Genomic DNA, 24645 nt, shown 5'->3' with positions numbered 1-24645 from the left:
CTCCGTCGGGCGGCCGCGCCCTCGCGTCCGCGGCGCGCGGGAGCGCACACTCCCCCGCATGTCCGTCACCGCAGAGGCTCCCTCGCGTCCGCCGTCCCAGGGCCGGCGCTGGCTCGCGGTCGGCGCGGCCGTGCTCGCCGCGATCGTCGTCGTGGGCGTTCTCTATTCCTTGAGCGAACGGTCACCGGCCCCCACCGCCGGCCCCGGACCGTCCACATTGAACGAGCGCCTCGCCGCACAGATCGCGCAGACGCTGGAGCGCTCGACGCCGGCCCAGCATCAGGCGCACGGCCACCACGAGATCGCCTCCGCGCCGCCGGCCGACGGCAAGCCCGACCCGGTGTACTGCACGGCCGAGGTCTACGGCTTCGAGCCCGCGTCGGCGGCGTCGACCGAGGAGGTCACCAAGGTCTACGGCTACTACCTGTGCGCCGTCCAGCAGGAGAACCGCCCCTGGGACTACGCGCCCAAGCTCGTCGGCCCGATCGTCTACGAACCCCGCCTCGACCCCCCGGGCGTGCACGTCATCGAGGGCGGCGACGGCTACCAGGAACGCCTGCGCGCCCTGCTGCCCGAGGAGTACCGGAAGCGGGCCACGGTCGGCTTCAGCGACGGCCGCAACATCAACGACGTAAGGACCCGCTACCAGGCCGCGTCCTGAAAACTTGCACTCCCGAGATGCCTCCCACCAGCGCAAACAGTTAGCGAATGCGGCGCGCCCTGGCGCGGCGGCTGAGTCGAATCGACCATTCTGCTCACCCGCCCTAAGGAGAAACATCGATGCGAAGAACGCTGAAAGCGGCGCTTTCGGCCGCCGTCATCCTGGCCGCGACCGGGGCGGTGGCCGTTCTCACCCCGTCGCCGGCCCTGGCGCACGGCGCCATGATGGCGCCCGGCTCCCGCACCTACAACTGTTGGCGGGACGGCCTGTCCAACAGCAACGGCAACATCGTGCCGCACAACCCGGCCTGCAGCGCGGCCGTCGCGCAGGGCGGCGCCAACCCGCTCTACAACTGGTTCTCGGTGCTGCGCTCGGACGGCGCCGGCCGCACGGTCGGGTTCGTCCCGGACGGCTCGCTGTGCAGCGGCGGCAACTCGACCTTCGCGGCGTACAACCTGGCCCGCGACGACTGGCCGCAGACGCACCTCACCTCGGGCGCGAGCTTCAACTGGCGGTACAGCAACTGGGCGCACCACCCGGGCACGTTCTACATGTACGTGACCAAGGACAGCTGGAGCCCGACCCGCGCGCTGGCGTGGAGCGACCTCGAGTCGACGCCGTTCCTCCAGGTGACCAACCCGCCGCAGAACGGCGCCGTCGGCACCAACGACGGGCACTACTACTGGACCGGCAACCTGCCCTCCGGCAAGAGCGGCAAGCACATCATCTACTCGGTGTGGAGCCGTTCGGACAGCCAGGAGACCTTCTACGGCTGCTCGGACGTGACGTTCGACGGCGGCAACGGCGAGGTCACCGGCATCGGCCCGGGTGGCAACTCGCCCGGCCCGTCCTCGCCGGCCCCGTCCTCGCCGCGTCCCTCGTCGGCCGCCCCGTCGTCGGCGCGCCCGTCCTCGGCGGCTCCGTCGAGCAACTCCCCGCAGCCCGGCGGCGGTTGCGCGGCCACGTTCCGGGTGACCGGTTCGTGGAACGGCGGCTTCCAGGGCGAGGTGACCGTGCGCAACTCCGGAACGGCCGCGATCGCGGGATGGACCGCCTCGTACGCCTTCGGCGAGGGGCAGCAGGTGACCCAGGTGTGGAGCGGTAAGTACACCCAGAGCGGCACACTGGTGACCGTCACGAACGAGACCTGGAACGGCGCGCTGAACGCCGGCCAGTCGACGACGTTCGGCCTCCTGGGCAACGGCACCGCGCCGGCCGCGGCACCCGTCGTCGGATGCCAGTCCCGCTAGTTCGACTGCTCGCTAGTTTGACTGCTTGTGCACGGTGGCCGGTTACACCGGGTGGAAAACCCCACGTAACCGGCCACCACCGTTCCCTTCTGCGGAACCATCTGTGACCATCGCAGCGTGGACGATGTCGCCATTCACTTCGGTGAGCTGTTGCACCAGCACCGGCGGGCGGCTGGACGGACACAGGAGGAGTTGGCCGCGGCGGCGGGGCTGTCGGTGCGCACCGTCCGCAATCTCGAACTGGGCCAGGTGAGTCGTCCCCGCCGGCACACGGTGGAGGAGCTGGCCCAGGCGCTCGGGCTGGGCGACCACGACCGCGGCCAGCTGTTGCGCGCGGCGCGTGCCGAGCCCGCGGCGGCGGACCGGGTGCAGTGCCTGCCGCCGGACGTGCGCGACTTCACCGGACGCCGTTCGGAGTTGGACGCGCTCACCGCACTTGTCGACACGGCCGGCCCGGCCGGCGCGGTGCTCGTGGTGCACGGCCCGCCCGGCGTGGGCAAGACGAGCCTGCTGGTGCGGGCGGCCCACCGGATCGCCGCCGACACGGAGTTCCCGGCGGCCGGCTACACCGACACGTGTTTCGTGGACCTGCGCGGCGTGGACGATCCGCCGCTCGGCGTCGACGAGGCGCTGGACCAGCTGTTGACGGCGCTCGGCGATCCGGACACGCAGCTGCCGGCGTCGACCGGGGCCCGGCTGGCGCGGTACCGGATGATCAGTGCGCGGCGCTCGGGGCTGCTGGTGCTGGACAACGCCGCGAGCGAGGCACAGGTGCGCCCGCTGCTGCCCACCGGCCCGAACTGGCTGGTGCTGGTCTCCTCCCGCCACGCGCTCACCGGCCTGTCCGGGGTGCGCCGGATGCGCCTGGACGTGCTGGCGCCGGACGAGGCGCAGGACCTGCTCGCCGACATCGTCGGGCCGCAGCGCACCGCCGCCGACCCCGCGGCCGCCGCCCGGTTGGCCGCGCTCTGCGGGCATCTGCCGTTGGCGCTGCGGGTGGCGGGCAACCGGCTGGCCGACCGTCCACAGTGGCCGATCGGCACGTTCACCGCGCAGCTCGACGACGAGCAGCGGCGGCTGGACCTGTTGCGGGCCGGGGACGTGCAGGTGCGCAGCGCGTTCGCGGTGTCGTACGCCCAGTTGCCCGAACGCGGCCGCCGGCTGCTGCGCCGCCTCCCCCTGCTGCGCTGGCGGCAGTATCCGCTGGAGGTGGCGGCGCTGCTGCTCGGGCCGGAGACGGACGACGCCGTGGAGGTCTTCGAGGGGCTGGTCGACGCGGGGCTGCTGGCACCGGGCACCGTTCCGGACCGGTACGTGCTGCACGACCTGACCGCGGTCTTCGCCGCCGAACGCCTGGCCGCCGAGGAGGAGCCCGCGACGGCCGCGCAGGCGCGCACGCGGGTCGTCGACCGGCTGCTCGACACCGTGGACGCCGCCGGCGCGTGGCTCGACATGGACGGCCCCGCCGATCCCCGCAACGCGTTCAGCACCGGCGTCGCCGCCCTGGCCTGGCTCGGCGCCCAGCGGGAGCAGTGGTGGTGGGCCATCCGGCAGGCCGCCGCCGACGGCCGGCACGCGCGGGTGCTCGCGGCCAACCGTTCCCTCTACTGGTACTCCGACCGGCACTTCGGCGCGGTGCCCTGGGCCGAGGTGTACGCGCTCGGCGTCGCGGCGGCGCAGGCGCTGGGTGACCCGGTGGCCGAGGCCGGGCAGCGCAACAGCCTCGGCTGGGTGATGCACGTGGTGTTCGGCCGGCCGGACGAGGGCGCGACGCAGTTCCGGCGGGCGATCGAACTGGCCCGCGCGCACGGCGACCTGCACCAGGAGGCGTGGGGCCTGGCGCACCTGGGCGGGGTGGCGATGCGCCGCAAGCCGCCGGACGTGGCGGCCGCCGCCGAGTTCTTCGCCACCGCGCGGGAGCTGTTCACCCGGGTCGGCTACCGCGTGGGCCGGGTCGTGACGACGTACTTCCACGCCGACACGAAGATCGCCGAGGGCGACGTCGAGGCCGCGATCTCGTTGCTGACGGTGGCCGCGAAGGAGTGGCAGGAGGACGGGCTGGCCCTGCCGACCCGCAACTCGATCGACGGGTACATCGAGGTCCGGCTCGGCAACGCCTACGCGCACACCGGGCGACTGACCGACGCGATCGACGCCTACGACCGCGCGCTGCGTTACTTCGGCTACGCGGGCGACCTGACCGGCAGCGGCCGGGCGCTGGTGGATCTGGCGACGGCGCTCGCCCAGGTCGGCCATCCGCGCACCGGCGAGGTGATCGACCTCGCCATCAGCACGTTCGAACGCCACCACGACGAGGCGCGGCTGTCGAAGGTTCTCGCGCTACGCGACGCGCGAGTCACGTAGAGCGCTCTCCGAGCCAAAAACGATCGGCCGTCGGCATCAACCGGCAGCGGAGTGCGGGCGGACGTAGCCCAGCTCGATCGCCCGGCGGGTCAGCTCCGCCTTGTTTCCCACGTGCAGCTTGGAGCGGATCCGCTTCACGTACGTGTTGACCGTCGCCTCGGTGAGCCCCAGCTCGCGGGCCGCCGCGGCGTGCGTGAGCCCGCGCGCGATCAGCTGCAGCGTCTGCACCTCGCGCGGCGCCAGCGCCATCGAACGCTGCCACGGCGCGCTCTGCTCGTCCGCCGCCGGCGGGAAGACCGTCTGGCGCCCGGTGGGAGCCGGCGGCTGGGCCGGAACGGAGACCGGCCGGCCCGTCACTGGCTTGCGCGCGGCGACGACGCCGCTGTGTCGCGGCGTGCCGGTGCCGGTGGCGCGGGTCGGCGCCCCCCGGCGCACCGCCGAGGCACCACCGGTCGAGCGGGCGAGCAGCTGCGAGACGGAACGGCCGAGGTACATGCCGCCCGTGGCGACCACGTCGAGCGCGGAACGCATCTCGGCCGGGTCGGTCTCGGTGCCGAGCACGCCGCGCACGCCCGCGCGGATGACGTTGACCACGGGGGCCAGCGCCACGTCGGACAGGAGCGTGAGAGTGCGCCAGCGGGACGCGATGGTGACCAGCGCCTCGACGGGCGGGTCGACGATCACGAGAACGGCCGACGCGGCGCGTGCGGTCGGCACCTCGGCCACGGAGCGGTACAGGCTGACGGACGCCACCCGGGGCGAGCCGACGAGAAGGTAGCGCACACCCAACCGGGCCAGCGGGTCGGCCACGACGACGCAGACGTCGTACGGACCCGTCGAACGGGCCGGTACGGCCATGGTCTCTCCCGGGGGTCGGGGACGTATGGACGGCGACCGAAGAGACGGCCGCACGGTGTGAGTCAATCCGCCGACAGGTCGGCAGACCAGGAAACTTCACCGGCAATTTCGCGCGTACGCTACCGGCTCAAGTGCTTCCTAAGGAATACCTTAGGCATTCGAACGCAAGGGAATTGCCGTCCGATCACTGTCCACTGTGGACGTTTACGGAGCCGGACACCAAGGCTACAAACGGGAATCCGTCACGGGAACGTCCGGAGCCGGATCGGCCGGCACGGTCGGCGACGAAGCGGGCGGCTCCTCCGTCGCAGGTGGGCCGGGGTGGCTCGGCTCGACGGGCGGCTCGGGCGACGGCGCCGCGGGTGACGGGCTCGTCGCCGGCGGCACCGGAGCGGCCGGCGCCGGCACATCGTCACCGTTCGATCGCGGGCCGTTACCGCGCGGGCCGGTGCGGGAGTCGTTCCGGGTGGTGTCGGTGCCCTCCTCCGTGTCACCGCCGTTGCCGCCGGGCACACCCGGCGCCGTGCCGCGCAGGTCCGAACTCGTGTGCTCGCAGGGCACCCCGCCGAGCATGAACCGGCTCGGCGCGACCGGGCGGTCCGCGTAGGTGCCGACGAGGGTGAGCGTCAGCTGCGAACCGGCGGCGAGGCGTTCCTCACCGGTGAGCCGGACGGTCGTGCCGTCCTGCGCCACGCTCGCCCCGTGCGCGTCGGTCACCTTCTGCCCGTCCGGCACCGCGAAGTCCAACTGCCAGCGGTCCAGCGTGGCGCCGCCGGTGTTCACCAGCACCAGGTCGGCCGTGAACGAACCGCCCGGCACGTAGTCGCCGCTGAAGCGCGCCTCGCAGTGCCCGGCCGGGCGCGGGCCGGCCGTCGCGGGCACCACGGCCGCGTCGCTCGGCCCGAACTGCATCGCCGTGACGGCCAGCCCGGCCGCGAGCACCCCCATCGCCCCGAACGCCGCGTACGCCCGCCGTCGCCGCGGGTACGCACCACCGCTGCGAACGGGTGTCGGCGCGGCCGGCTCCGTCTCGGGCTCCAGCGCCGGCGGTACCCAGCCGGCCGTCGCGTCGTCCGGGTCGTCCAGCGGCACCGCCGCCGTCCGGGTCTCCTCGCGGGCCGTGGAACGCCCGGGCGCCGGCGCGGCGAGCACGGAGTCGGCGTCGCCCACCTGCGGCAGGATCAGCGAGACGCCGGCCGCCTCGGCCAGCACCAGTGCGGCGTAGAGGCTCGACGGGCGTTCCTCGGGCGGCTTGCGCAGGCACTGGTCGACCAGTTCCACGACGTCGGCGGGCAGGCCGTCGATGTGCGGCAGCGGACGCGGTGGCAGTTCGCGGTGCGCGGTCAGGAACTCCGTCGCCGTCTCCGCCGCCCAGGGGAGCCGTCCCGCGAGGCACTGGTACAGGACGACGCCGAGCGCGTACACGTCGGTCGCCGGCAGGGACTCGCCGTCGAACCGCTCCGGCGCCACGTACGCGGGCGTTCCCAGCAGCAGGCCGTGGTTGTCCTCCAGGGCGCCGGCCGCGGCGGCGATCCCGAAGTCGACCACCTTGACGCCGGTGCGCGCCAGCATGACGTTCCCCGGCTTGATGTCCCGGTGGACGACGCCGCGGGCGTGGGCGGCGGCGAGCGCGGCGGCCACCTCGGCGGCGATGCACACGGCGGTGCGCCAGTGCGGGGTGCCGCCGCGCAGCCGCTCGGCGAGCGTGGGCCCGTCGACCAGTTCCATCACGATGTAGGGAATCTTGCGACGGCCCCGGCGCGACTCCCCGAAGTCGTAGACCCCCGCGACGTTGGGGTGGGTGAGTCGGGCGGCGACCTTCGCCTCGGCCCGGATCCGCTCGCGGGAGGCGCGGTCGGCGAGGCGCGGGGTCAGCAGCTTGACGGCGACCGAACGGCCGAGCACGACGTCGTGCCCGCGCCAGACCGCCGCCATGCCACCGGCGCCCAGCGGGGATTCCAGTCGGTACCGACCGCCGAGCGCCCGCATGACCCAGGCCGTACCCATCTCACCGGGGCGGAAACATCAACAGAGCACTCCGGCGGGCTACCCGCGCGCGCTGCCCCACCCGAGCAGGGCGGCCAGGCCGAGCGCGCTGCGCGGCGCGTACGGACAGGTCCACAACCCGCCGTGCGCGGCCGTGTACGACTCGTCGAGCCACGGGTGCTCGCGCGGCGCCAGACTCGCGTGCAGGTCGTGCACGAGGAGCGCGGCCATGAGCGTGTTGCTGGTCGCCGGTTCGAAGATCTCGACCCCGAACCGGTGCGCGCCGGCGTACGCGGCCGCGAGCGCCCGGTTGCGGGTCACGCTGCGGGTGCGCGTCGCCGGCGCGACGTGCAGGGAGACCGGGATCCCCGCGGCGCGTGCGGCGGTGGCCCGCCAGCGCTGCAGGCGTTTCGCCAGCGCGTAGTTGGGCCCCTGCTGCGGGACGAGGCTGTCGTTGATCCCCGGATCGGCCTCCGGCGGGTAGTTGCGCCGCAGGAGGTTCCCGGCGCTGAGCCAGCGGACCGGCCGGGCCAGCCGCCGGGCCGCCACGTACCGGCGGGTGGACTCCGCCACCGTCGCGGCCGGCACGGCGAAGGTGTCCGTCGGCGTCGCGAGGAACGCCAGCGTCAGTCCGTCGCGGCGATCCAGCAGCCGCGCCGTGAGCGCGTCGACCGCCGCGGAGACCCGCACGTTGGTGCCGCCGTCGGCGTAGACGTAGTTGCCGAGCACCAGCGGCCCGTCGAACCCGTCGATCCAGGCCGTCACGCGGCGCAGTTCGTGCAGCACGTCGGCGCCGGCGCGCTGCTCCAGCGGGGCGTCGCCGGCCGAACGCACGGGCACGTGCACGCGGCCGGCGTAGCGGCGCGCGGTGGTCAGCACCCGTTCCCACAGGGCCTGTCGGGGAAGGTCGACCGCGACGACCTCGGCGCCCCAGCGCAACAGCGCGGTCAGCGGACCCATCTCGGCGCCCGCGCCGAGCACCACCACCTTGCGGTCGCCCAGGTCTGTCCACTGTGGATTGTCGTGGACCGCCCGAACGGCCGCCGCGCAGCCGGGCTCCATGACGCCGGCCTTCACCCAGGTGTCGAGCTGGCGGCACAGGTCGTCGCCGCGCAGCCGCTGCCCGCGGTACGGCACGACGAGCCCGCGCTGGGCGGCGGCCGTCCCCTCGACGGTCTCCGTGCCGAGCGGCTCCCCTTCCTCCGGCGCGAGAAAGGCCTCCGCCAAGGGAACTTCCCGATCTCCATCGACGTATTTCATATTTGCGTGGACGGATGCGACACCGGCGCGGGCGATCTCGACGGCCGCCGCGGGGGTGTCCAGTCCGGCCTCCAGCAGGCGCCGGAAATGCACCAGATAGTCGTTGCGCCAGTTGGTCTCGCCCTCGGCGGCCCGGGCCCCGACGGGATCGGTCGCGCGTAAGGCGTCGGCTACTATCCGTCGACCTAGCGCGGACGTGCTACGGGCACCACGCACCGTAGGGAAGACGACTCCGGTGGGCTCGGGCACGGCGGCTCCTGCGAAAGTTTCAGGGGGGTGGTTCGATGCGTCGGGCACCATGATCTTAAGATCACCAACGGCGAGACCGAACCGTGACAGATGATCTGCGCTCGGTGACGACGCGCGGGGAAAACTGCCGATTTCGTGACGCAAAGCAACAGCTACTGCGACCCGCTTCTGTCGGGTATCGTACGCGGTCGTGTATTCAGCCGCACCAATTGACGGCTCGGATGCCGTTGATTCCGCGAGCGGTGCTGCTCAACCAGAATCGCGATCGGGCAACACATCCGAGGTTCCTGTGAGCCTCCGGGAGGACGACCGGAACGGCCTCCCCGCGGCGGCGGACGAACCCGTACAACCAAGCACACACGACCACACCATCAGCGAGTTCGGCACGCCGCCGGAGATCGTCGTCGACGACGAGGAGAAGCCGGGCCGGGTCCTCACCGGCATACCCGCGATCCTTGTCACCATCGGTGCGATCAGCTCCGGACTGTTCGCTCTTTGGCAATTGTTCAGACCTTTGGCGCAGGGCAGCCAGTATTACTTGATACTTTTCCTGGCAACGGTCCTGCCGCTGATTTTCCTGTGTTATTCCATCGAGTTCCGTTTGCCGGGGCGTGCCAAGCCGATCGGAGCCGACCGCGTCGACGGCCGACCCCGGGCGTGGGACTGGGTCCTGGCTCTTTTGGCACTCGTGACCTGCCTTTATCCAGTGCTGCCGATCTCGTTCGGCGCGGATGAGGGCGGAGGATACAACGCTTTCCTTGATCGTCAGGGCCTGCTCGCGCCGGCCGACGTCGTCATGGGCGGCATCCTGCTCCTCCTCGTCCTGGAGGCCTGCCGCCGGACCACCGGCTGGATCCTGCCCGCGGTGTGCCTGCTCTTCCTCGCGTACGGCTACTACGGCGGGTACATCCCGCAGACGTGGGACATCGCTCACGCCGGCATGGACATGTCGGAGATCATCGACGGGCTGTACAACTCGGGCAGCGGCTTCTACGGCACCCCGCTCGACGTGGCCGCCACGTACATCGTGCTGTTCACGATCTACGGCGGGGTGCTGCAACTCGCCGGCGCCGGCAAGTTCTTCGTGGACCTGTCCGTCGCGGCGTTCCGCGGCTCGCGCAGCGCGCCCGGGCGCACCGCCGTCTCGGCCGGCTTCCTCCTCGGCACGGTCTCCGGATCGGGTGCCGCGACGACGGTGAGCATCGGCGCCGTCACCTGGCCGATCCTGAAGAAGGCCGGCTACCCCGCCGAACGCGCGGGCGGCATGCTCGCCGCGGCCGGCGTCGGCGCGATCCTCTCGCCGCCCACGCTCGGCGCGGCGGCGTTCATCATCGCGGAGTACCTCGGGGTCTCGTACCTCAAGGTGCTGGGCTGGGCGACGATCCCCACGGTCCTCTACTACCTGGGCATCCTGCTGGCCGTCGAGATCGACGCGCGGCGCTCGGGGACCAGGGCGGTCGAGCTGGACACGCCCTCTCCGCTGCGGCTCCTGGCCCGCTTCGGGTACCACTTCCTCTCGCTGTTCATCATCATTGGTCTGCTGGCGTACGGATTCACGGCCACCCGCGCGGTGGTGTACGCGACGCTGTTCGCGCTGGCCGGCTGGGTCATCGAGGGACTGGTCCGCTTCTCCCGCGGCGACGACCGCAACGTGGGCCGGGCGGCCCTGAGCGCGGTCCGGCAGGTGCTGATGTCCCTCGCCGAGGGCGTGCGCAGCGTGCTTCCGGTGGTGGCGGTCTGCGCCGCGGCCGGCATCATCGCGGTCAACACCACCAAGACCGGGCTCGGCCCGCAGGCCGCGAACCTGCTGATCAAGGGTGGCCAGGCGCTCGCCGACGACCCCACCCTGGTCCGGTTGTTCACCGCACTGTTCGCCGCGATCGCGCTGACCCTCCTCGGGCTGGCCGTCCCGGTGACCGCGTCGTTCATCATCGGCTGGGTCATCATCGGCCCCGCCCTGCTCGACCTCGGGGCGTCCGAGGCGGCCGTCGCGATGTTCGTCTTCTACTTCGCGGTGCTGTCCGAGGCCACTCCCCCCACCGCCCTCGCATCGGTCGCCGCGGCGGCCGTCACGGGCGGGCGCATCGTCCCCACCATGTGGCAGACGCTGCGGTACGCGCTGCCCGCCTACGCGGTGCCCATCGCGTTCGTGGCCGCTCCCGCCGGAAACGGGCTGCTCGGCCTCGGACCCGCCGGCGAGATCGTCTACGCGTTGCTCGCCTCCGCCGTCTCCGTCGCGGCACTCGCCGTGGCCACCGGCGGCTGGATCCCCGGCATCGGCCGGGCGGGCACACCCGAACGGATCGTCGCCGCCGTCGCGGGCGTGCTGCTGCTCTGGCTCAGCCCGGTCAGCACGGCCGTCGGCGTCGGGGTGGCGCTCCTCGCCACGTTCCTCGTTTTTGTGCGGCGCCGGCGTGGCGTCGCGACCCCCGAAGGAGAACTCTCATGAGAAAGACCTTGCTCGGTGCCGTGGCGCTGGTGGTCGCTGTCGCGGCCACCGGCGGCTGTGGTGGCCGCAAGGATGCCGACACGACGGCCGGCAGCGCGGATGCCCCGATCACCTGCGAGCCGCCGGCCGACACCCGGCTGAGCATCGCGACGGGCAACCAGACCGGCGTCTACTTCGCGCTCGGCAACGCCTACGCGACGCAGATCGGTGAGGCCACCGGCAAGAAGATCACCGCCACGGCCGCCGAGACCGGCGCGTCGGTGCAGAACATCCAGCTCCTGGTGGCCGGAACCCACCAGGTCGCGTTCTCGCTGATCGACACCGCGTCGGACGCCGTGAACGGCAAGGAGTCGTTCACCAGCCCGCAGCCGGTGAAGGCGCTCGCGCGCATCTACGACAACTACACGCACGTCATCGTGCGCTCGGGGGCCAACATCAACTCGGTCGCCGACATGAAGGGCAAGCGGATCTCCGTCGGTTCGGCCAAGTCCGGCACCGAGGTCATCGCGCTGCGCATGCTCAAGGCCGCCGGCCTCGACCCGGAGAAGGACATCAGCCCCCAGCGGCTGGACCTGACCAAGACGGTCGACGGCATGAAGGACGGCACGATCGACGGCTTCTTCTGGTCCGGCGGCCTGCCGACCGGCGGCATCACCGATCTGTTCACCTCGCTGAAGGACGGCGCGAAGTTCATCGACCCGACGCCGCTCCTGCCGAAGCTCCAGGAGATCAGCCCGGCCTACTCGGCCGGTAAGATTCCTGCGGCGACCTACAAGCAGACGGCCGACGCGCAGAGCATCGTGGTGCCGAACGTCCTGCTGGTCAAGGATGACATCGACCCCAACATCGCCTGCGCCCTGACGAAGACCCTGCTGGACAAGAAGGCCGAACTCGTCAAGGTGAACAAGGCGGCCGAGGGCATCGACAAGGCGATCGCCGGCAACACCACCCCGGTGCAGCTGCACCGCGGCTCGGCGTACGCACTCGGCAAGTAGCACGTTCCGGGCTCAGCTGAATCGTCCCGGGCCGGTGGCCGTGAATCCTTTCACACCACCGGCCCGGGACGCACCGAATCACCTGGAGAGACAATGGCGCTCGCGTCCGGTCCCCGCACCACGGTGGACGCCTCCGTCACCGGTCACCGCTATCGGCCGGGCGGACGGGGACAACTGTGGTCGGTGCGCACGCAGTTGCTCACCCCCATCATCGTCGCGCTGCTGGCGTTCGTAGCGCTGGGCGTCGTGCAGACCCGCGAGGCGATCGGAGCCGCCACCGACGCGGCCCGCGCCCGGGTCCTCGCCGGGACGGCCACCGCCACGGCCCGGCTGGTGCACGAGCTCGAACGCGAGAACGCCGAGGCCGCCGCGCTGAAAGACCGTGGCGGCAAGTCCGGTGAGAAGCTGGTTTCCGCGCAGCGGAGCCGGGTCGACCAGGCGATGAAGGACTTCCGCGACAGCGCGGCCGACACCCGGACCGCCGCCCCGGAGCTGCGCGCCGCGCTCGACGCCGCCGAGGCGCAACTCAACAGCCTGAACAACGCCCGTACCGCCACCGAGCAGGCCCGCGCCGCCGTGGTGTACCGGGACATCACCACCAGCCTGCTGGCCGTCGCCGACGCGCTCGCGCCGCAGATCCTGGACCCCGACCTCGCCGCCGCCGCGCGTGAGGTCGCCACCATCGTGGGTATCGAGCAGCTCGCCTCGCTCGAACGCGACCTCCTGCGCGCCGTGTTCGGCCGCAAGAGCCTGCAGAACGGCGAGCAGGCCCAACTGGCCCTCCTGCACGGCGCCCGGGACCAGCGCGAGGCGGACTTCACCCGGGTCGCCAGCGGCCCCTCGCGCGAGGCGTACCAGCGGCTGATCTCCGGCAGCGACGTCGAGAACGCCGACAAGCTGATCCTCGGCGTCCTGGAGAGCACCACCCCCGACGGCGATGCGGTGAAGAAGGACGCCGACGCCTGGTACGTGGCGCAGAGTAATACGATCCGCCGCCTCAACCAGCTGAGCCTCACCCTGTCGGACAGCCTCGACGAGGAGGCCGACAACACGGCGACGGCCACCACCCGCACGGCCATCGCGACGGGAGCGCTCACCGCGGCCGTCGCCGTGCTGGTGCTCTCCGTGGCGACCTATCTCGCGGTGCGCATCTCGCGCCGTCTGCGCCGGCTGCGCGCGGCGGCGTTCACGGTGGCGCGCCACGAACTGCCGAACGCCATCAACGCCGTCTCCCTCGGCGCCAAGCCGGAGAACGTCGTCCGGGAGAGCGCTGCCCAGGTGCTCACCCAGCGGCTGTCGTCCGACGGCGACGAGGTCGGTGAGGTGGCGGAGGCGTTCGTCACGGTGCACCGCGCCGCGCTGCGCCTCGCCGCCGAGCAGGCCGAACTGCGCGTGGACCTGTCCCGCATGGCCGAGGTGCTCGCCCGCCGCATCCGCACCCTGGTCGAACGCCAGCTGCGGCTGCTGGACGAGTTCGAGCGCACCGAGACCGACCCCGCCGAGCTGGCGCGCCTGTTCTCCCTGGACCACCTGGCCGCGCGCATGCGCCGCAACGGCGAGAACCTGCTGGTCCTCGCGGGCGGTGAGCCGAGCCGCGGCGCCACCGGCGAGTACCCGCTGGGCGTGGTCGTGACGGCCGCGGCCGGTGAGATCGAGCACTACGCCCGCGTCCAGGTGAACGTCGAGCAGGTGCAGCTGTCCAGCGCGGTCATCGGCGACCTCATGCACCTGCTGGCGGAGTTGCTGGAGAACGCCACGAACTTCTCGCCGCCGGAGACGCAGGTGTACGTCGACGCGCGGCGCACCCTGGACGGCGTGACGGTCCGGGTGCACGACCGGGGTGTGGGTATCTCGCCCGGCCGGTTGGACCAGATCAACGCGCGGCTGGCCCGCCCGGCGGCGCTGTCCAGTGCCGCGGCCGGCACGATGGGCCTGCACGTGGTCTCCCGCCTGGCCGCCCGGCACGGGTTCCAGGTGGAGCTGATGGCCACCGGTGACGGCACCGTCGCCTACGTGTACCTGCCGCGTACCGCCCTGGCCGGCGGCGACGGCCTGCCCCGCGCGCTGTCGGCCGAGGCGCAGCGCCCGCCGGCGCCGCAGCAGCAGCTGCCGGAGGTGTCGCTGGCGGCGGGGCCGCCGACGTTGGAGATCCGGCCGTTCGTGCGGTCGCGTCAGGCGGAGGTCGCCGCGGCGAGCCCGGTCGGCGCCGGTGCCGCGCGGGGCAACGGCATGGTGACGGATCCGGGGCGGGGCAACGGCTTCCCGGGTTCGCTGCCGGAGCCGCCACGGCCGGCGGAGATCGGTGCGGGCCGGCGGACGCCGGTGTCCGTCTCCGCGCAGCCGAACGATCAGACGCAGCAGATCCCGGCCGTTCAGACGGGGCCGGGGCGTACCCCGCTCGGCCCGGTGCCGGTCGCGCCGGCCGTTCCACCGCAGCAGCCGGACGGCCTGCTGCCCAAGCGGCGGCCCGGCTCGGCGTACGACCCGTCGGCCGATCCGGCGGCGCCGCCGGAGCCCGCGGCGGCCGTGCAGCCCGGTGCTCCCACGTCCGGCCTCATCGACCCGAACTCCGTGCGGGCGCGGCTGTCCGCGCTCTCCGAAGGCGTCACCGCCGCGCAGCGTCGCAGCGGCAACCGATAAGTACACCTCCCGCACCGAAGGACCACTGATATGCAGCCTCACAACAACGGCACCGGCCCGCTCGACTGGCTGATGACGCAGTTCGTCCAGCAGGTGCCGGACGCCGTCCAGGCGCTGACGGTCTCCGGCGACGGCCTTCGCCTGGCGACCTCCCAGGATCTCTCCGCGGACCTCGCCGACCAGCTGGCGGCGGTGATCAGCGGTCTGGCGAGCCTCACCTCCGGTGCGGCGCGCTGCCTGTCGACGGGACTGGTGCGCCAGACCATCGTCGACATGGACGGCGGCGTGATGCTGATCATGGCCGTGGGCAACCGCGCCCTGGTCGGCGTGCTCGGGGCACCCGGCTGCGACCTGGGCCAGGTGGGTTACGAGACAGCGATGCTCGTGCATCGCGTGGCGGATGCGTTGGAACCGGCGACACGGGCGGGAGTGCGATGACCAGACTGGGACGACGCTCGTTCCTCACCATCGGCACACTGGGTGCGCTGGCGGCGTGCTCGTCGCCGGACACGCCGAAGCGGTGGCACGACGGGCGGCTGTTCATCGCGACGGGTAACACCACGGGCGTGTTCTACCAGCTCGGCGGCGGCCTGGCCGACGTGATCGAACGCCACCTGCCGGGCTACTCGGCGCGTGCCGAGCCGACCGGCGCCTCCGGCGAGAACATCCAGCGGGTCACCTCGGGCGACATGGACGTGGCGTTCACGCTGGCCGACAGCGCCGCCGACGCGTTCCGCGGCCAGAACGCCTTCAAGGACAAGCCGCAGCAGATCCGCGCGCTGTCGCGGGTCTACCGCAACTACACGCACGTCGTGGCGCGCACCGGGCTCGGCATCAAGTCGTTGAAGGACCTGGCCGGCAAGAAGGTCTCGACGAGTTCGCCGAACTCCGGTACGGACGTGCTCGCCGGCCGGCTGCTCAAGGCGGCGGGGGTGGACCCGGACACCGGCATGACGCGGCAGCGGCTGTCGCTGCCGGAGACGACGAAGGGCATGAAGGCCGGCACGACGGATGCGATGTTCTTCTCCGGTGGCCTGCCGACGCCGGGTATCACCGACCTGTTGACGGGCCCGGACAAGGCGAAGTTCGAGCTGGTGAAGTCGGACGAGGTGCTGGAGCCGCTGCGCCAGCAGTACGGGTCGGCGTACAGCGTCGGCCAGATCGAGAAGGGCGTCTACGACCAGCTGACGCCGGTCGCGTCGATCTGCGTGTCGATCCTGCTGGTGGTGGACCAGTCGATGCCGGAGAACCTGGCCTACGACCTGACGAAGATCCTCTACGAGCGCCAGCAGGAGCTGATCGAGGTGCACCCGGAGGCCGGCAACTACGACCGGACCTCGGGCCCGGACACGGACCCGGTGCCGCTGCACCCGGGCGCGGCGCGTTACCTGGGCAAGGCCTGACGGGAGGGGCCGCGGGCGGGCGCTTGTACGACGGAAACTACCACTGATAGTTTTACGTCGGCTCGCCCGCCCACCCCATCCCGGAGGCACCCCGTGGACTTCTCCCTCACCGACGAGCAGCAGGCCATCCGTGAGACGGCGCGCGCGTTCATCACCCGCGAGGTGATGCCGCTGGAGGACGAGGTGCTCCGCCGGGAACGCCGCGGCGAGCCCGGATTCACCCGCGACGAGCTGCGCACCCTCCAGCAGAAGGCGAAGACGTTCGGCTTCTGGGGGCTCGGCACCCCCGAGGAGTACGGCGGGATGGCGCTGCCGGCCGTCACGCAGTCGCTCGTGTGGACCGAGCTCGGGCGCACCTTCGTGCCGTTCCGCTTCGGTGGCGAGGCCGACAACATCCTGTACTACGCCAACGAGGAGCAGAAGCGCGAGTACCTGATCCCCACCATCGCCGGTGACCGGATCTCCTGCTTCGCCATCACCGAACCGGGTGCGGGCTCCGACCCCTCGGCCATCCGGATGACCGCCCGCCGCGACGGCGAGGACTGGGTGCTCTCCGGCGAGAAGACGTTCATCACCAACGGCAACGACGCGGACTTCGCCATCGTCGTCGCGCGCACCGACCGGGACAAGAAGGCGCACGAGGGCTCGACGGCGTTCCTGGTCGACCGGTCGATGGGCTGGAAGTCGGAGTTCATCCAGACGATGGGCGAGGGCGGGCCGGCGTCGCTGGTCTTCGAGGACGTGCGGGTCCCCGCGCGCAACGTGCTCGGCGAGGTCGGCCAGGGGTTCACGCTCGGCATGCAGTGGATCGGCCGGGGCCGCTACATCATCCCGTCGGGCGCCCTCGGCATCGCCGAACGCACCCTGCAGATGGCCATCGACCACGCCCGCTCGCGGGTCACGTTCGGCAAGCCGCTGTCGGAACGCCAGGCCATCCAGTGGATGATCGCCGACGCGGAGGTCGAACTGGAGGCCGCGCGCTGGCTGGTCCTGCACGCCGCCTGGACCGTCGACCAGGGCCGCGACCCGCGCCACGCCTCCTCGATCGCCAAGCTGTACGGCGCCAACATGGTCAACGACGTGGTCGACAAGGTCCTGCAGATCCACGGCGGCATGGGCTACACGCGCGAGCTGCCGATCGAACGCTGGTACCGCCAGGTGCGCCTGCTGCGCATCTACGAGGGCAGCGACGAGATGCAGCGGCTGATCATCTCGCGCGACCTGCTCCGGGGCTACACCTCGGTCGGCGGCCACCTCGCGTAGGGTGTGACGCCATGGCCAGACCTCGCCTTCCCCTGCTCGACCGGGGACGCATCGTCGAACGGGCCATCGCGATCATCGACGCCGACGGGCTCGACGCGCTCTCCACCCGACGGCTCGCCCAGGAGCTCAACGTTCGCGCGCCGTCGCTGTACAACCACTTCGCGACGAAGGAGGAGATCCTCGACGCGGCGGCCGACGCCATCATCGCCGAGGTGGATCTCAGCATGTTCGGGCAGGCGCCGTGGCCGGAGGCGCTCACCCGGTGGGCCCGGGCGTACCGGGCGGCGCTCGCGGCGCATCCGCACGCGGTGCCGTTCCTGGCGCACGGGCCGGCCCGCCGTCCGGCCGCGCTGCGGCTCGCGGCAGCGGTCTACGGGGCGCTGGTCGACGCCGGCTGGCCGCCGCGCGAGGCGACGCACATCGGCGCGATGATGCGCTACTTCGTGGCCGGGTCGGCGCTGGGGTCGTTCGCCCAGGGGTTCCCGGACGACCCGGCCGTCTACGCGCAGCAGTACCCGACGCTGTCGGGCGCGCACCGGCTGCGCGAGCACGGCGAAAAGGTGGATGAGGGCGCGTTCGAGATGGGGCTCTCCGCGATCGTTGCGGGCCTCGAGATCAAATTCCAAGAGCTCAAAGCGTAAAGAGCTTCATTGCGACGGTCCGTCGGGGGCGCGACCGCTGCTCCCGCCGCACCGCTCCGGGTCGATCCGCCTTCGGCGTGATCGACCGCTCCGCTGCCGCGTCCGCGTACAGTCGCCTCGCGGTCCGGGCGACACTGGCCTGATGTCGGTCGAAGCGGTGCACCTGCCGGATCCCTGTGTCGTCGTGCTCGTCGGCCCGGGCGCGTCGGGAAAGTCCTCCTGGGCGGCCGCGCACTTTCCGGCCGCGGCCGTCGTGTCGAGTGACGCGCTGCGGGCGGCCGTCGGGACGGGCCCCGACGATCTGGCGGCCAGTGCGGATGCGTTCGAGCTGCTGGAAATGGTGGTCGCGAAACGGATCGCGCGGGGGTTGACGACCGTCGTGGACACGCTCGGTACGGATCGGGAGCGGCGGGCGGGGTGGCTCGCGGCGGCGCGGCGGCGGGGGCTGCCGTGCGTGGCGGTCGCGTTCGACACGCCGGCCGCGCAGTGCCGCGAACGCAACCGGGCCCGCGACCGGCGCATCCCCGCCGAGGTGCTCACCGCGCAGCTGCGCGCCTGGCCGGCGATCCGCGATGGGCTGGCCGGCGAGGGCTTCGACCGGGTCCTGACCGAACGGCCGGTACGCGTCGTGCCCCGGGCGTTCGTCTCGGCGAACGAGTCGGCGCGGCGCCAGCGGGACACCCCGACCGGCCTGCGCTTCGGGCTGCACATCGGCGAGTTCGGGTTCGACCGGCCGGCACCGGAGGCGCTGCGGGACATCGCGAACGCCGCGGAGGAGGTCGGCTTCGACGCGATCTACGTGATGGACCACTTCCGCCAGATCCCGCAGATCGGCCGGCCGTTCGAGGACTTCCTGGAGAGCTGGACGACCCTCGCGTGGCTCGCGGCCGGCACGTCACGCGTGCGCCTGGGCACCCTGGTCAGCGGCGTCACCTACCGCAACGTCGCGCACCTCGGCAAGATCGTCGCCACCCTGGACGTGCTCAGCGCCGGGCGGGCGGTGTGCGGGCTCGGGCTGGCCTGGTTCGCGGCCGAGCACAAGGCGTACGGCTGGGAGTTCCCGCCGGTCGGCGACCGGTACGCGCTGCTGGAGGATGCGCTGCGGGTGCTGCCGCTGATCTGGGGCAAGGGCGCGCCGGCGTTCTCCGGGCGGGCGTTGGAGGTGCCCGAGGCGCTGTGCTACCCGAGACCGGTGCAGGAACGCGTGCCGCTGATCGTCGGCGGCTCCGGGGAGAAGCGGACCCTGCGCCTCGCGGCCCGCTACGCCGACGCGGCGAACGTCTTCGGCGACCGGGAAACGGTGCGGCGCAAGGCACGCGTGCTGCGCGAACACTGCGAAGCGGCCGGCCGCGACCCGGCGGAGGTGGCGCTCACCCACCTGTCGACGGCTCTCGTGGCACCGGACGACGCGACGCTCGCCCGTGAGATCGAACGCCTCCGTCCCCGCCGGACGAGCGCGGCCCGCTTCGCCGCCGACGTCAACGCCGGCACCGTGAACGACCACATAGGACGATTCCGGGAACTGGCGGACGAAGGCGTCGCAGAGGTGACGGTTCGATTGCCCGCGTTGCGTTCGTCCGATCAGGTGGTGCCGTTCAGCGCAGTGATCAACGCCTTCCGTTGACGCGTGATGCCGGTCACGGTAGGGATGGCATTCAATACCCCAGGTTCAGTGAACAGGAGAAACCTCCATGTCTCCCACCGCCGCCACGCCGGAGTCCCCGGCCCCGCCGCGCCGTCGCGACCGGACACATTGGCTGTACATCGCCGTCATCGTGGCGGTCGTGCTCGGCGTGGTCGTCGGCCTCGTCGCGCCGAAGTTCGCCGTCGAGTTGAAGCCGCTCGGCGACGGGTTCATCGCGCTGATCAAGATGATGATCAGTCCGATCATCTTCTGCACGATCGTGCTCGGCATCGGTTCGGTCCGCCAGGCCGCCCGGGTCGGCAAGGTGGGTGGGCTCGCGCTCGGCTACTTCCTGGTCATGTCCACGATCGCGCTGATCATCGGCCTCGTGGTCGGCAACATCCTGCACCCCGGCACCGGCCTGGACATCACCGGCAAGGCCCCGGCCGCACCGAAGACCGGCACCGCCGACTTCCTGCTCGGGATCATCCCGACCACGCTCGTCTCCTCGCTGACCAGCGGCCAGGTGCTCCAGACGCTGCTGGTGGCGCTGCTGACCGGGTTCGCGGTGCAGGCGATGGGGCGGGCGGGCGAGCCGATCCTGCGGGGTATCGGGCACATCCAGCGGCTGGTGTTCCGCATCCTGGCGATGATCATGTGGGTGGCTCCGATCGGTGCCTTCGGCGCCATCGCCAACGTCGTGGGCGCCACCGGCTGGGACGCCGTCATCGGCCTGCTGCAGATCATGGCGGCGTTCTACCTGACCTGCGCGATCTTCGTGTTCGTGATCCTGTTCGCGCTGCTGCGCATGGTCACCGGGCTCAACCTGTTCCTGGTGCTGAAGTACCTGGCGCGGGAGTTCCTGCTGATCGTCTCCACGTCGTCGTCGGAGTCCGCGCTGCCGCGCCTCATCGCGAAGATGGAACACATCGGCGTCTCCCGGGGCGTCGTCGGCATCACCGTGCCGACCGGCTACTCGTTCAACCTCGACGGCACCGCCATCTACCTGACGATGGCCTCGCTGTTCATCGCCGACGCGCTCGACAAGCCGCTCTCGCTCGGCAACCAGATCGGGCTGCTGCTGTTCATGATCGTGGCGTCGAAGGGCGCGGCCGGCGTCACGGGTGCGGGCCTCGCCACCCTCGCCGGCGGGCTCCAGTCGCACCGCCCCGAACTCGTCGAGGGCGTCGGCCTCATCGTCGGCATCGACCGGTTCATGTCCGAGGCGCGTGCCCTGACGAACTTCGCCGGCAACGCGGTCGCCACGCTCCTCGTGGGCACCTGGTCAAACGAGTTCGACCGGGAGAAGGCGCACCGGGTGCTGGCCGGCGAGGACCCGTTCGACGAGGCGACCATGCTCGACGAGGACGACCACGGGGCGCCGGTCGAGGTCGGCGAGAAGCCCGACACCGCCCCGGTTCCGGCCGTCGCGGCACAGCGGGAGCCGGACCGCACCGCATAGTGTGAGGCGGTGATCGACGCCGATACCTGCACCGTCTGGTGGGCCACCCCGGAGGCCCCCCACGACGCGCTCGCGACGCTGCTCGACCCGGCCGAGAAGGCCCGGGTCGAGCAGCTGCGCCGCCCCGCCGACCGGGTCCGGCGACTGCTCGGGACGGCGGTCCTTCGCCTGGCGGCCGGGGCCGCGACCGGCACGGCACCGACCGCCGTCCGGATCGAACGCCACTGCCCCACCTGCCCGCTGCCGCACGGCAAGCCGACGCTGCCCGGCACCGGCCTGCACGCCTCGGTCTCGCACTCCGGCGACCGGATCGCGGTGGCGCTGACCGCCGCGGGACCGGTCGGCGTCGACGTCGAACAGGTCCACGACGTGGACGTGGCGGCACTGGCCCCGACCGTGCTGCACCCGTCCGAACGCGCCACCGACCTCGCCGGGTTCTTCCGCTACTGGACCCGTAAGGAGGCCACGGTGAAGGCCACCGGCGACGGCATCACCCTCGGCCTGCACCGCCTGCACGTCAGCGCGCCCGACACGGAGCCGGCGCTCATCGCCTACCCGGACCGCCCCGGCCTGGCGGCACAGCTCCGCGACCTGGCCCCCGACCCGGGCTACGCCGCGGCGCTGGCCGTCCTGTCCACCGCCCCGCCACGGGTGCGCGAACGCCCGGCGTCAGACCTGCTGTAGCCGCCGCAGCCCGATCCACTGCAGCTCGACCAGGACGAGCACCGTGACCGCCTGCACGATCATGAACGCCACCCCGAGGCCGGTGAGCGGAAAGACCCCGGCGACCAGGGCCACCACGGTCTCCAGGACCCACAGCACGTTGACCACCAGCACCGCCCACACCGGGCCGGGCCGGATCGACGGCCGACCCGCGAGCGCCAGCAACAGCGGTGCCCAGAGCGCCAGAAAGAGCCCCAGCACGCGCTGGGTCCCGGCCGAGAGTCCCAGCGGCCCGTCGAGAACCGGCGCCGCGAGCAGCAGCGCCAGTCCGACACCGCCGGAGGCGAGAGCGTCGAGTCGTAGGGCCAGCCGGATCAATGTGTCATTCATGGCCGAAACTGTGGCCGCCCGGGGTGCACCACGTCGATTACCTCGGGAGTAATGGCCGCGGGGCAGCGGGATCGCTACCGTCGGTGCGGTGACCGCATCGTTGTCCAGCCCGGTGGGGACCCAGCTCCGCGCCTGGCGCGAACGCCGCCGCCTCAGCCAGCTCGAACTGGCGATCGAGGCCGACGTGTCGACCCGGCACCTGAGCTTCGTCGAGACCGGCCGCTCCCGCCCGAGCCGCGAGATGGTCCTGCACCTGGCCGAACGCCTCGACGTCCCGCTGCGCGACCGCAACCACCTGCTGCTGGCGGCCGGGTATGCGCCGGCGTTCCGGGAGGGCGGGCTCGACTCGCCCCCGCTGGCGCCGGTCGCGGCGGCCGTCCGGCAGGTGCTCAAGGGCCACGAGCCCTACCCGGCGGTGGTGCACAACGTCCGCGGCGACCTGCTCGACGCGAACGCCAGCGCGGGACTGTTCCTGTCCACGGTCGCGCCACATCTGCTGCGGCCGCCGGTGAACACCCTGCGGGTCAGCCTGCACCCGGAGGGCATGGCGCCCCGCATCGTCAACCTGCCGCAGTGGCGCCGGCACCTGCTCGACCGGCTGCGCCGGCACGTGGCCGGGACGGCCGATCCGGCGATCTCCGCGCTGTACGAGGAGGTGGCCGCCTACCCCGGGGGCGAGTCCGCGGAGGAACCCGACCCCGGGACGGAGGTGGCCGTGCCGCTGGTCTACCGGCACGACGGCCGCGAACTGCGCTTCGTCAGCATCGTGGCGACGTTCGGCGCGCCGCTGGACGTGACGGTGTCGGAGCTGGCGATCGAGGCGTTCTACCCGGCCGACGAGGAGACCGCGAAGGTGCTGCGGGATCAGGCGCCCGTGTAGAACGCCGTGGTCCGGTCCGCCGCCGCCCGCGCGTCCGCCTCGGGTGTGCCGGCGGCGACGCTGGCGTCGTACCAGCGTTCGCCGCTCAGGGTCACGTACTCCTTGCCCTCGTCCGAGGCGGCCCACGCCTCCTCGTCGAACGCGTCCCGCGCCGCCGGGTCGGACAGGTGCAGGCTCAGCCCGAGGAAACCCAGGTCCCAACCGACGCCGGTGGCGCCCGGCCCGTATTGGAGCCAGCGTTCGTCGTCGACGTGGGCGATGTGCTGCAGTTCGACCCGGGTGCCGCCGGGCACCTCGCTGAGGCGCACCTCGATCCAGCTCACCTCGCCGCCGAACTCCCACGTGGCGTCGAAGCCGCGCGGCGGTTCGCAGCGCTGGACGGTGCCGGAGGCGTTGCCCTTGATCGCGTACTGCCCACCCTCGCGCAGCTCACCGGAGACGGGGGCGAACCAGCGGGCCAGCCGTTCGGGGGTGGTGATCGCCTCCCACACGTCCTCCGGCTCCGCGTTGTAGGTGCGGATGAGGGTCCCGACCCGGGCCTCGCCGGCGTCGAGCGTGCGCGTGCCGACCTGCCGGCTGACGGCGTTGATCTCGTACTTCACATCGACCATGGCGCCCACCTTATATAAGCCGCCACTGAATTAGCAACACTTCCGAGTGTCGGAATCGGAAAAAACGGACATCGAGCGGGGTGGCTCCGCCACGATGGACCGGTCCGAACCACCACATAAAGGTGCACCGCGTGAACCTCGATGCCACACCCCGCCGGCGCGTCCCGGTCGACATCATCGTGGCCGTCGTCGCTGTCCTGGCGCTGCTCACCGGCGTCGCCGTCGTGACCCGGCACCTGGACAGCGGCGGCACCGAGTCCGCGGCGGCGCTCGCGAGCGGGTACCCCTCGCCCGCGGCGAGCCCGTCCGGCTCCCCCGCACCCACCGCCCCCTCGACGCCTGCCGCCCGCGCCGCTGCCGCCGCATCCGCCGCGAGCCTCCGCCGGGCACCCGCCTCCCCCGCCCGCCACCAGGAGACCACCCCCGCCGGCGGCACGATCACCTACGAGGTCACCGGCGCCGGCCACGTCAGCCTCCGCTGGATCGGGCCCGACGGGCAGGCCGGCGAGGACCCGGACGTCGCCCTCCCCTGGCGCAAGACCTTCACCGACCGGGGGAACGGCATGAGCCTCAGCGCGCGCCGCCTCTCCACCGACGAGGACGGCATCAACTGCCGCATCCTCGACCGCGGCCGGGTCGCCTCCATGAGCAAGGCCGCCGGCCCCCACGCCCGCGTCGGCTGCATGCTGTAAGGCTTGGCTTGGAGCCGGCACCATTCAGTCGGGCGGCTCCACGGCCGCCTCACGTGTGGTGTCGGCCTTGCGATTCGGATCGGCCGAACCACCCGGCTCCTTGTCCTCAGCCGAGGCAACCCGATCCGGATCGCCGCTGATCGGATCGCCCGGATCCTGGGTCCGCGGCGCCTGCTCTTGCGTCATAAGCCCCGACGTACCCGCGACACCTGCGGTCCAACCCGGCAGTCGGAGTGGACGCGGACGTGGCAGCGGAGGGGTCGATCATGCGAAGCGGATCGACCCGGAGCGGTGCGGCCGGGAG

The 24645-nt window shown here is 72.2% G+C and carries 21 protein-coding genes; 15 read left to right on the top strand and 6 right to left on the bottom strand.

Annotation, left to right across the window (positions count from 1 at the left end; translation table 11 throughout):
- Window positions 1–58: 58 nt before the first annotated feature.
- The 3 genes from Val02_RS15895 (at window position 59) to Val02_RS15885 (ending at window position 4275) form a co-directional block, all read left to right on the top strand.
- A complete protein-coding gene (locus Val02_RS15895) occupies window positions 59–661 on the top strand; it encodes a hypothetical protein (protein ID WP_203899850.1) in 603 nt (200 codons plus the stop codon).
- 119 nt (window positions 662–780) lie between these two features.
- A complete protein-coding gene (locus tag Val02_RS15890) occupies window positions 781–1911 on the top strand; it encodes a lytic polysaccharide monooxygenase (RefSeq protein WP_203899849.1) in 1131 nt (376 codons plus the stop codon).
- 117 nt (window positions 1912–2028) lie between these two features.
- On the top strand, window positions 2029–4275 hold the full coding sequence (locus tag Val02_RS15885) for a helix-turn-helix domain-containing protein (RefSeq protein ID WP_203899848.1): 2247 nt from the start codon (window positions 2029–2031) through the stop codon (window positions 4273–4275).
- Between the two features lie 36 nt (window positions 4276–4311).
- Here Val02_RS15885 and Val02_RS15880 read toward each other — a convergent pair whose 3' ends face one another.
- The 3 genes from Val02_RS15880 to Val02_RS15870 form a co-directional block, all read right to left on the bottom strand.
- The gene (locus Val02_RS15880) at window positions 4312–5133 is read right to left on the bottom strand and encodes a helix-turn-helix transcriptional regulator (protein ID WP_203899847.1); all 822 of its coding nucleotides are present in this window, start codon (window positions 5131–5133) and stop codon (window positions 4312–4314) included.
- Between the two features lie 225 nt (window positions 5134–5358).
- On the bottom strand, window positions 5359–7140 hold the full coding sequence (locus tag Val02_RS15875) for a serine/threonine-protein kinase (RefSeq protein WP_203899846.1): 1782 nt from the start codon (window positions 7138–7140) through the stop codon (window positions 5359–5361).
- Between the two features lie 39 nt (window positions 7141–7179).
- On the bottom strand, window positions 7180–8628 hold the full coding sequence (locus Val02_RS15870; RefSeq protein ID WP_239152975.1) for a hypothetical protein: 1449 nt from the start codon (window positions 8626–8628) through the stop codon (window positions 7180–7182).
- A 289-nt stretch (window positions 8629–8917) separates the two neighbouring features.
- Here Val02_RS15870 and Val02_RS15865 point away from each other — a divergent pair, with 289 nt between their 5' ends.
- From Val02_RS15865 to Val02_RS15820, 10 genes are all read left to right on the top strand, one after another.
- Window positions 8918–11077, top strand: coding sequence for a TRAP transporter permease (locus Val02_RS15865; protein WP_239152974.1), 2160 nt, complete (start codon window positions 8918–8920; stop codon window positions 11075–11077).
- A complete protein-coding gene (locus Val02_RS15860; protein WP_203899845.1) occupies window positions 11074–12072 on the top strand; it encodes a TAXI family TRAP transporter solute-binding subunit in 999 nt (332 codons plus the stop codon). The genes Val02_RS15865 and Val02_RS15860 overlap by 4 nt, the downstream gene beginning before the upstream one ends.
- A 93-nt stretch (window positions 12073–12165) precedes the next feature.
- Entirely contained in the window at window positions 12166–14712 is a 2547-nt protein-coding gene (locus tag Val02_RS15855) for a sensor histidine kinase (protein WP_203899844.1), read from the top strand.
- 30 nt (window positions 14713–14742) lie between these two features.
- On the top strand, window positions 14743–15150 hold the full coding sequence (locus Val02_RS15850; protein WP_203899843.1) for a roadblock/LC7 domain-containing protein: 408 nt from the start codon (window positions 14743–14745) through the stop codon (window positions 15148–15150).
- On the top strand, window positions 15147–16115 hold the full coding sequence (locus Val02_RS15845; protein ID WP_203899842.1) for a TAXI family TRAP transporter solute-binding subunit: 969 nt from the start codon (window positions 15147–15149) through the stop codon (window positions 16113–16115). Before Val02_RS15850 ends, Val02_RS15845 begins: the two co-directional genes overlap by 4 nt.
- 93 nt (window positions 16116–16208) lie before the next feature.
- Window positions 16209–17378, top strand: coding sequence for an acyl-CoA dehydrogenase family protein (locus Val02_RS15840; RefSeq protein WP_203899841.1), 1170 nt, complete (start codon window positions 16209–16211; stop codon window positions 17376–17378).
- Window positions 17379–17389: 11 nt separating this feature from the next.
- The gene (locus Val02_RS15835; RefSeq protein WP_203899840.1) at window positions 17390–18019 is read left to right on the top strand and encodes a TetR/AcrR family transcriptional regulator; all 630 of its coding nucleotides are present in this window, start codon (window positions 17390–17392) and stop codon (window positions 18017–18019) included.
- Window positions 18020–18161: 142 nt separating this feature from the next.
- Entirely contained in the window at window positions 18162–19643 is a 1482-nt protein-coding gene (locus Val02_RS15830; protein ID WP_203899839.1) for a TIGR03560 family F420-dependent LLM class oxidoreductase, read from the top strand.
- A gap of 67 nt (window positions 19644–19710) precedes the next feature.
- Entirely contained in the window at window positions 19711–21105 is a 1395-nt protein-coding gene (locus Val02_RS15825; RefSeq protein WP_203899838.1) for a cation:dicarboxylate symporter family transporter, read from the top strand.
- Window positions 21106–21114: 9 nt separating this feature from the next.
- Entirely contained in the window at window positions 21115–21789 is a 675-nt protein-coding gene (locus Val02_RS15820; protein WP_203899837.1) for a 4'-phosphopantetheinyl transferase family protein, read from the top strand.
- Here Val02_RS15820 and Val02_RS15815 read toward each other — a convergent pair.
- Window positions 21775–22158: a hypothetical protein gene (locus tag Val02_RS15815; protein WP_203899836.1), complete on the bottom strand. Its 384-nt coding sequence runs from the start codon at window positions 22156–22158 to the stop codon at window positions 21775–21777. The two genes, Val02_RS15820 and Val02_RS15815, sit on opposite strands and share 15 nt — an antisense overlap.
- A gap of 88 nt (window positions 22159–22246) precedes the next feature.
- Between Val02_RS15815 and Val02_RS15810 the strand changes: the two genes are divergently transcribed.
- Window positions 22247–23038: a helix-turn-helix domain-containing protein gene (locus Val02_RS15810; RefSeq protein ID WP_203899835.1), complete on the top strand. Its 792-nt coding sequence runs from the start codon at window positions 22247–22249 to the stop codon at window positions 23036–23038.
- On the opposite strand, the gene Val02_RS15805 is transcribed toward Val02_RS15810, so the two are convergent.
- Window positions 23023–23649 (bottom strand): SRPBCC family protein, encoded by a 627-nt coding sequence (locus Val02_RS15805; RefSeq protein ID WP_203899834.1) that lies wholly within the window; start codon window positions 23647–23649, stop codon window positions 23023–23025. The two genes, Val02_RS15810 and Val02_RS15805, sit on opposite strands and share 16 nt — an antisense overlap.
- Before the next feature lie 131 nt (window positions 23650–23780).
- Between Val02_RS15805 and Val02_RS15800 the strand changes: the two genes are divergently transcribed.
- Window positions 23781–24341 (top strand): hypothetical protein, encoded by a 561-nt coding sequence (locus Val02_RS15800; protein ID WP_203899833.1) that lies wholly within the window; start codon window positions 23781–23783, stop codon window positions 24339–24341.
- Between the two features lie 24 nt (window positions 24342–24365).
- Here Val02_RS15800 and Val02_RS15795 read toward each other — a convergent pair whose 3' ends face one another.
- Complete coding sequence (locus Val02_RS15795) at window positions 24366–24527, bottom strand: hypothetical protein (protein WP_203899832.1); 162 nt, start codon at window positions 24525–24527, stop codon at window positions 24366–24368.
- Between the last annotated feature and the right edge of the window lie 118 nt (window positions 24528–24645).

This window comes from Virgisporangium aliadipatigenens (genome assembly GCF_016863615.1).
GTDB classification, from domain to species: Bacteria; Actinomycetota; Actinomycetes; order Mycobacteriales; family Micromonosporaceae; genus Virgisporangium; species Virgisporangium aliadipatigenens.
The sequence above is the reverse complement of the archived record's forward strand: the minus strand, read 5'-3'. Positions and strand labels throughout refer to the sequence as shown.

Bases quoted from the DNA above. Each gene is read 5' to 3' on its own strand.
- Val02_RS15895 (WP_203899850.1), top strand. From the start codon at position 59: ATGTCCGTCACCGCAGAGGCTCCCTCGCGTCCGCCGTCCCAGGGCCGG.
- Val02_RS15890 (WP_203899849.1), top strand. From the start codon at position 781: ATGCGAAGAACGCTGAAAGCGGCGCTTTCGGCCGCCGTCATCCTGGCC.
- Val02_RS15880 (WP_203899847.1), bottom strand. From the start codon at position 5,133: ATGGCCGTACCGGCCCGTTCGACGGGTCCGTACGACGTCTGCGTCGTC.
- Val02_RS15875 (WP_203899846.1), bottom strand. From the start codon at position 7,140: ATGGGTACGGCCTGGGTCATGCGGGCGCTCGGCGGTCGGTACCGACTG.
- Val02_RS15860 (WP_203899845.1), top strand. From the start codon at position 11,074: ATGAGAAAGACCTTGCTCGGTGCCGTGGCGCTGGTGGTCGCTGTCGCG.
- Val02_RS15855 (WP_203899844.1), top strand. From the start codon at position 12,166: ATGGCGCTCGCGTCCGGTCCCCGCACCACGGTGGACGCCTCCGTCACC.
- Val02_RS15850 (WP_203899843.1), top strand. From the start codon at position 14,743: ATGCAGCCTCACAACAACGGCACCGGCCCGCTCGACTGGCTGATGACG.
- Val02_RS15845 (WP_203899842.1), top strand. From the start codon at position 15,147: ATGACCAGACTGGGACGACGCTCGTTCCTCACCATCGGCACACTGGGT.
- Val02_RS15835 (WP_203899840.1), top strand. From the start codon at position 17,390: ATGGCCAGACCTCGCCTTCCCCTGCTCGACCGGGGACGCATCGTCGAA.
- Val02_RS15830 (WP_203899839.1), top strand. From the start codon at position 18,162: ATGTCGGTCGAAGCGGTGCACCTGCCGGATCCCTGTGTCGTCGTGCTC.
- Val02_RS15825 (WP_203899838.1), top strand. From the start codon at position 19,711: ATGTCTCCCACCGCCGCCACGCCGGAGTCCCCGGCCCCGCCGCGCCGT.
- Val02_RS15815 (WP_203899836.1), bottom strand. From the start codon at position 22,158: ATGAATGACACATTGATCCGGCTGGCCCTACGACTCGACGCTCTCGCC.
- Val02_RS15805 (WP_203899834.1), bottom strand. From the start codon at position 23,649: ATGGTCGATGTGAAGTACGAGATCAACGCCGTCAGCCGGCAGGTCGGC.
- Val02_RS15795 (WP_203899832.1), bottom strand. From the start codon at position 24,527: ATGACGCAAGAGCAGGCGCCGCGGACCCAGGATCCGGGCGATCCGATC.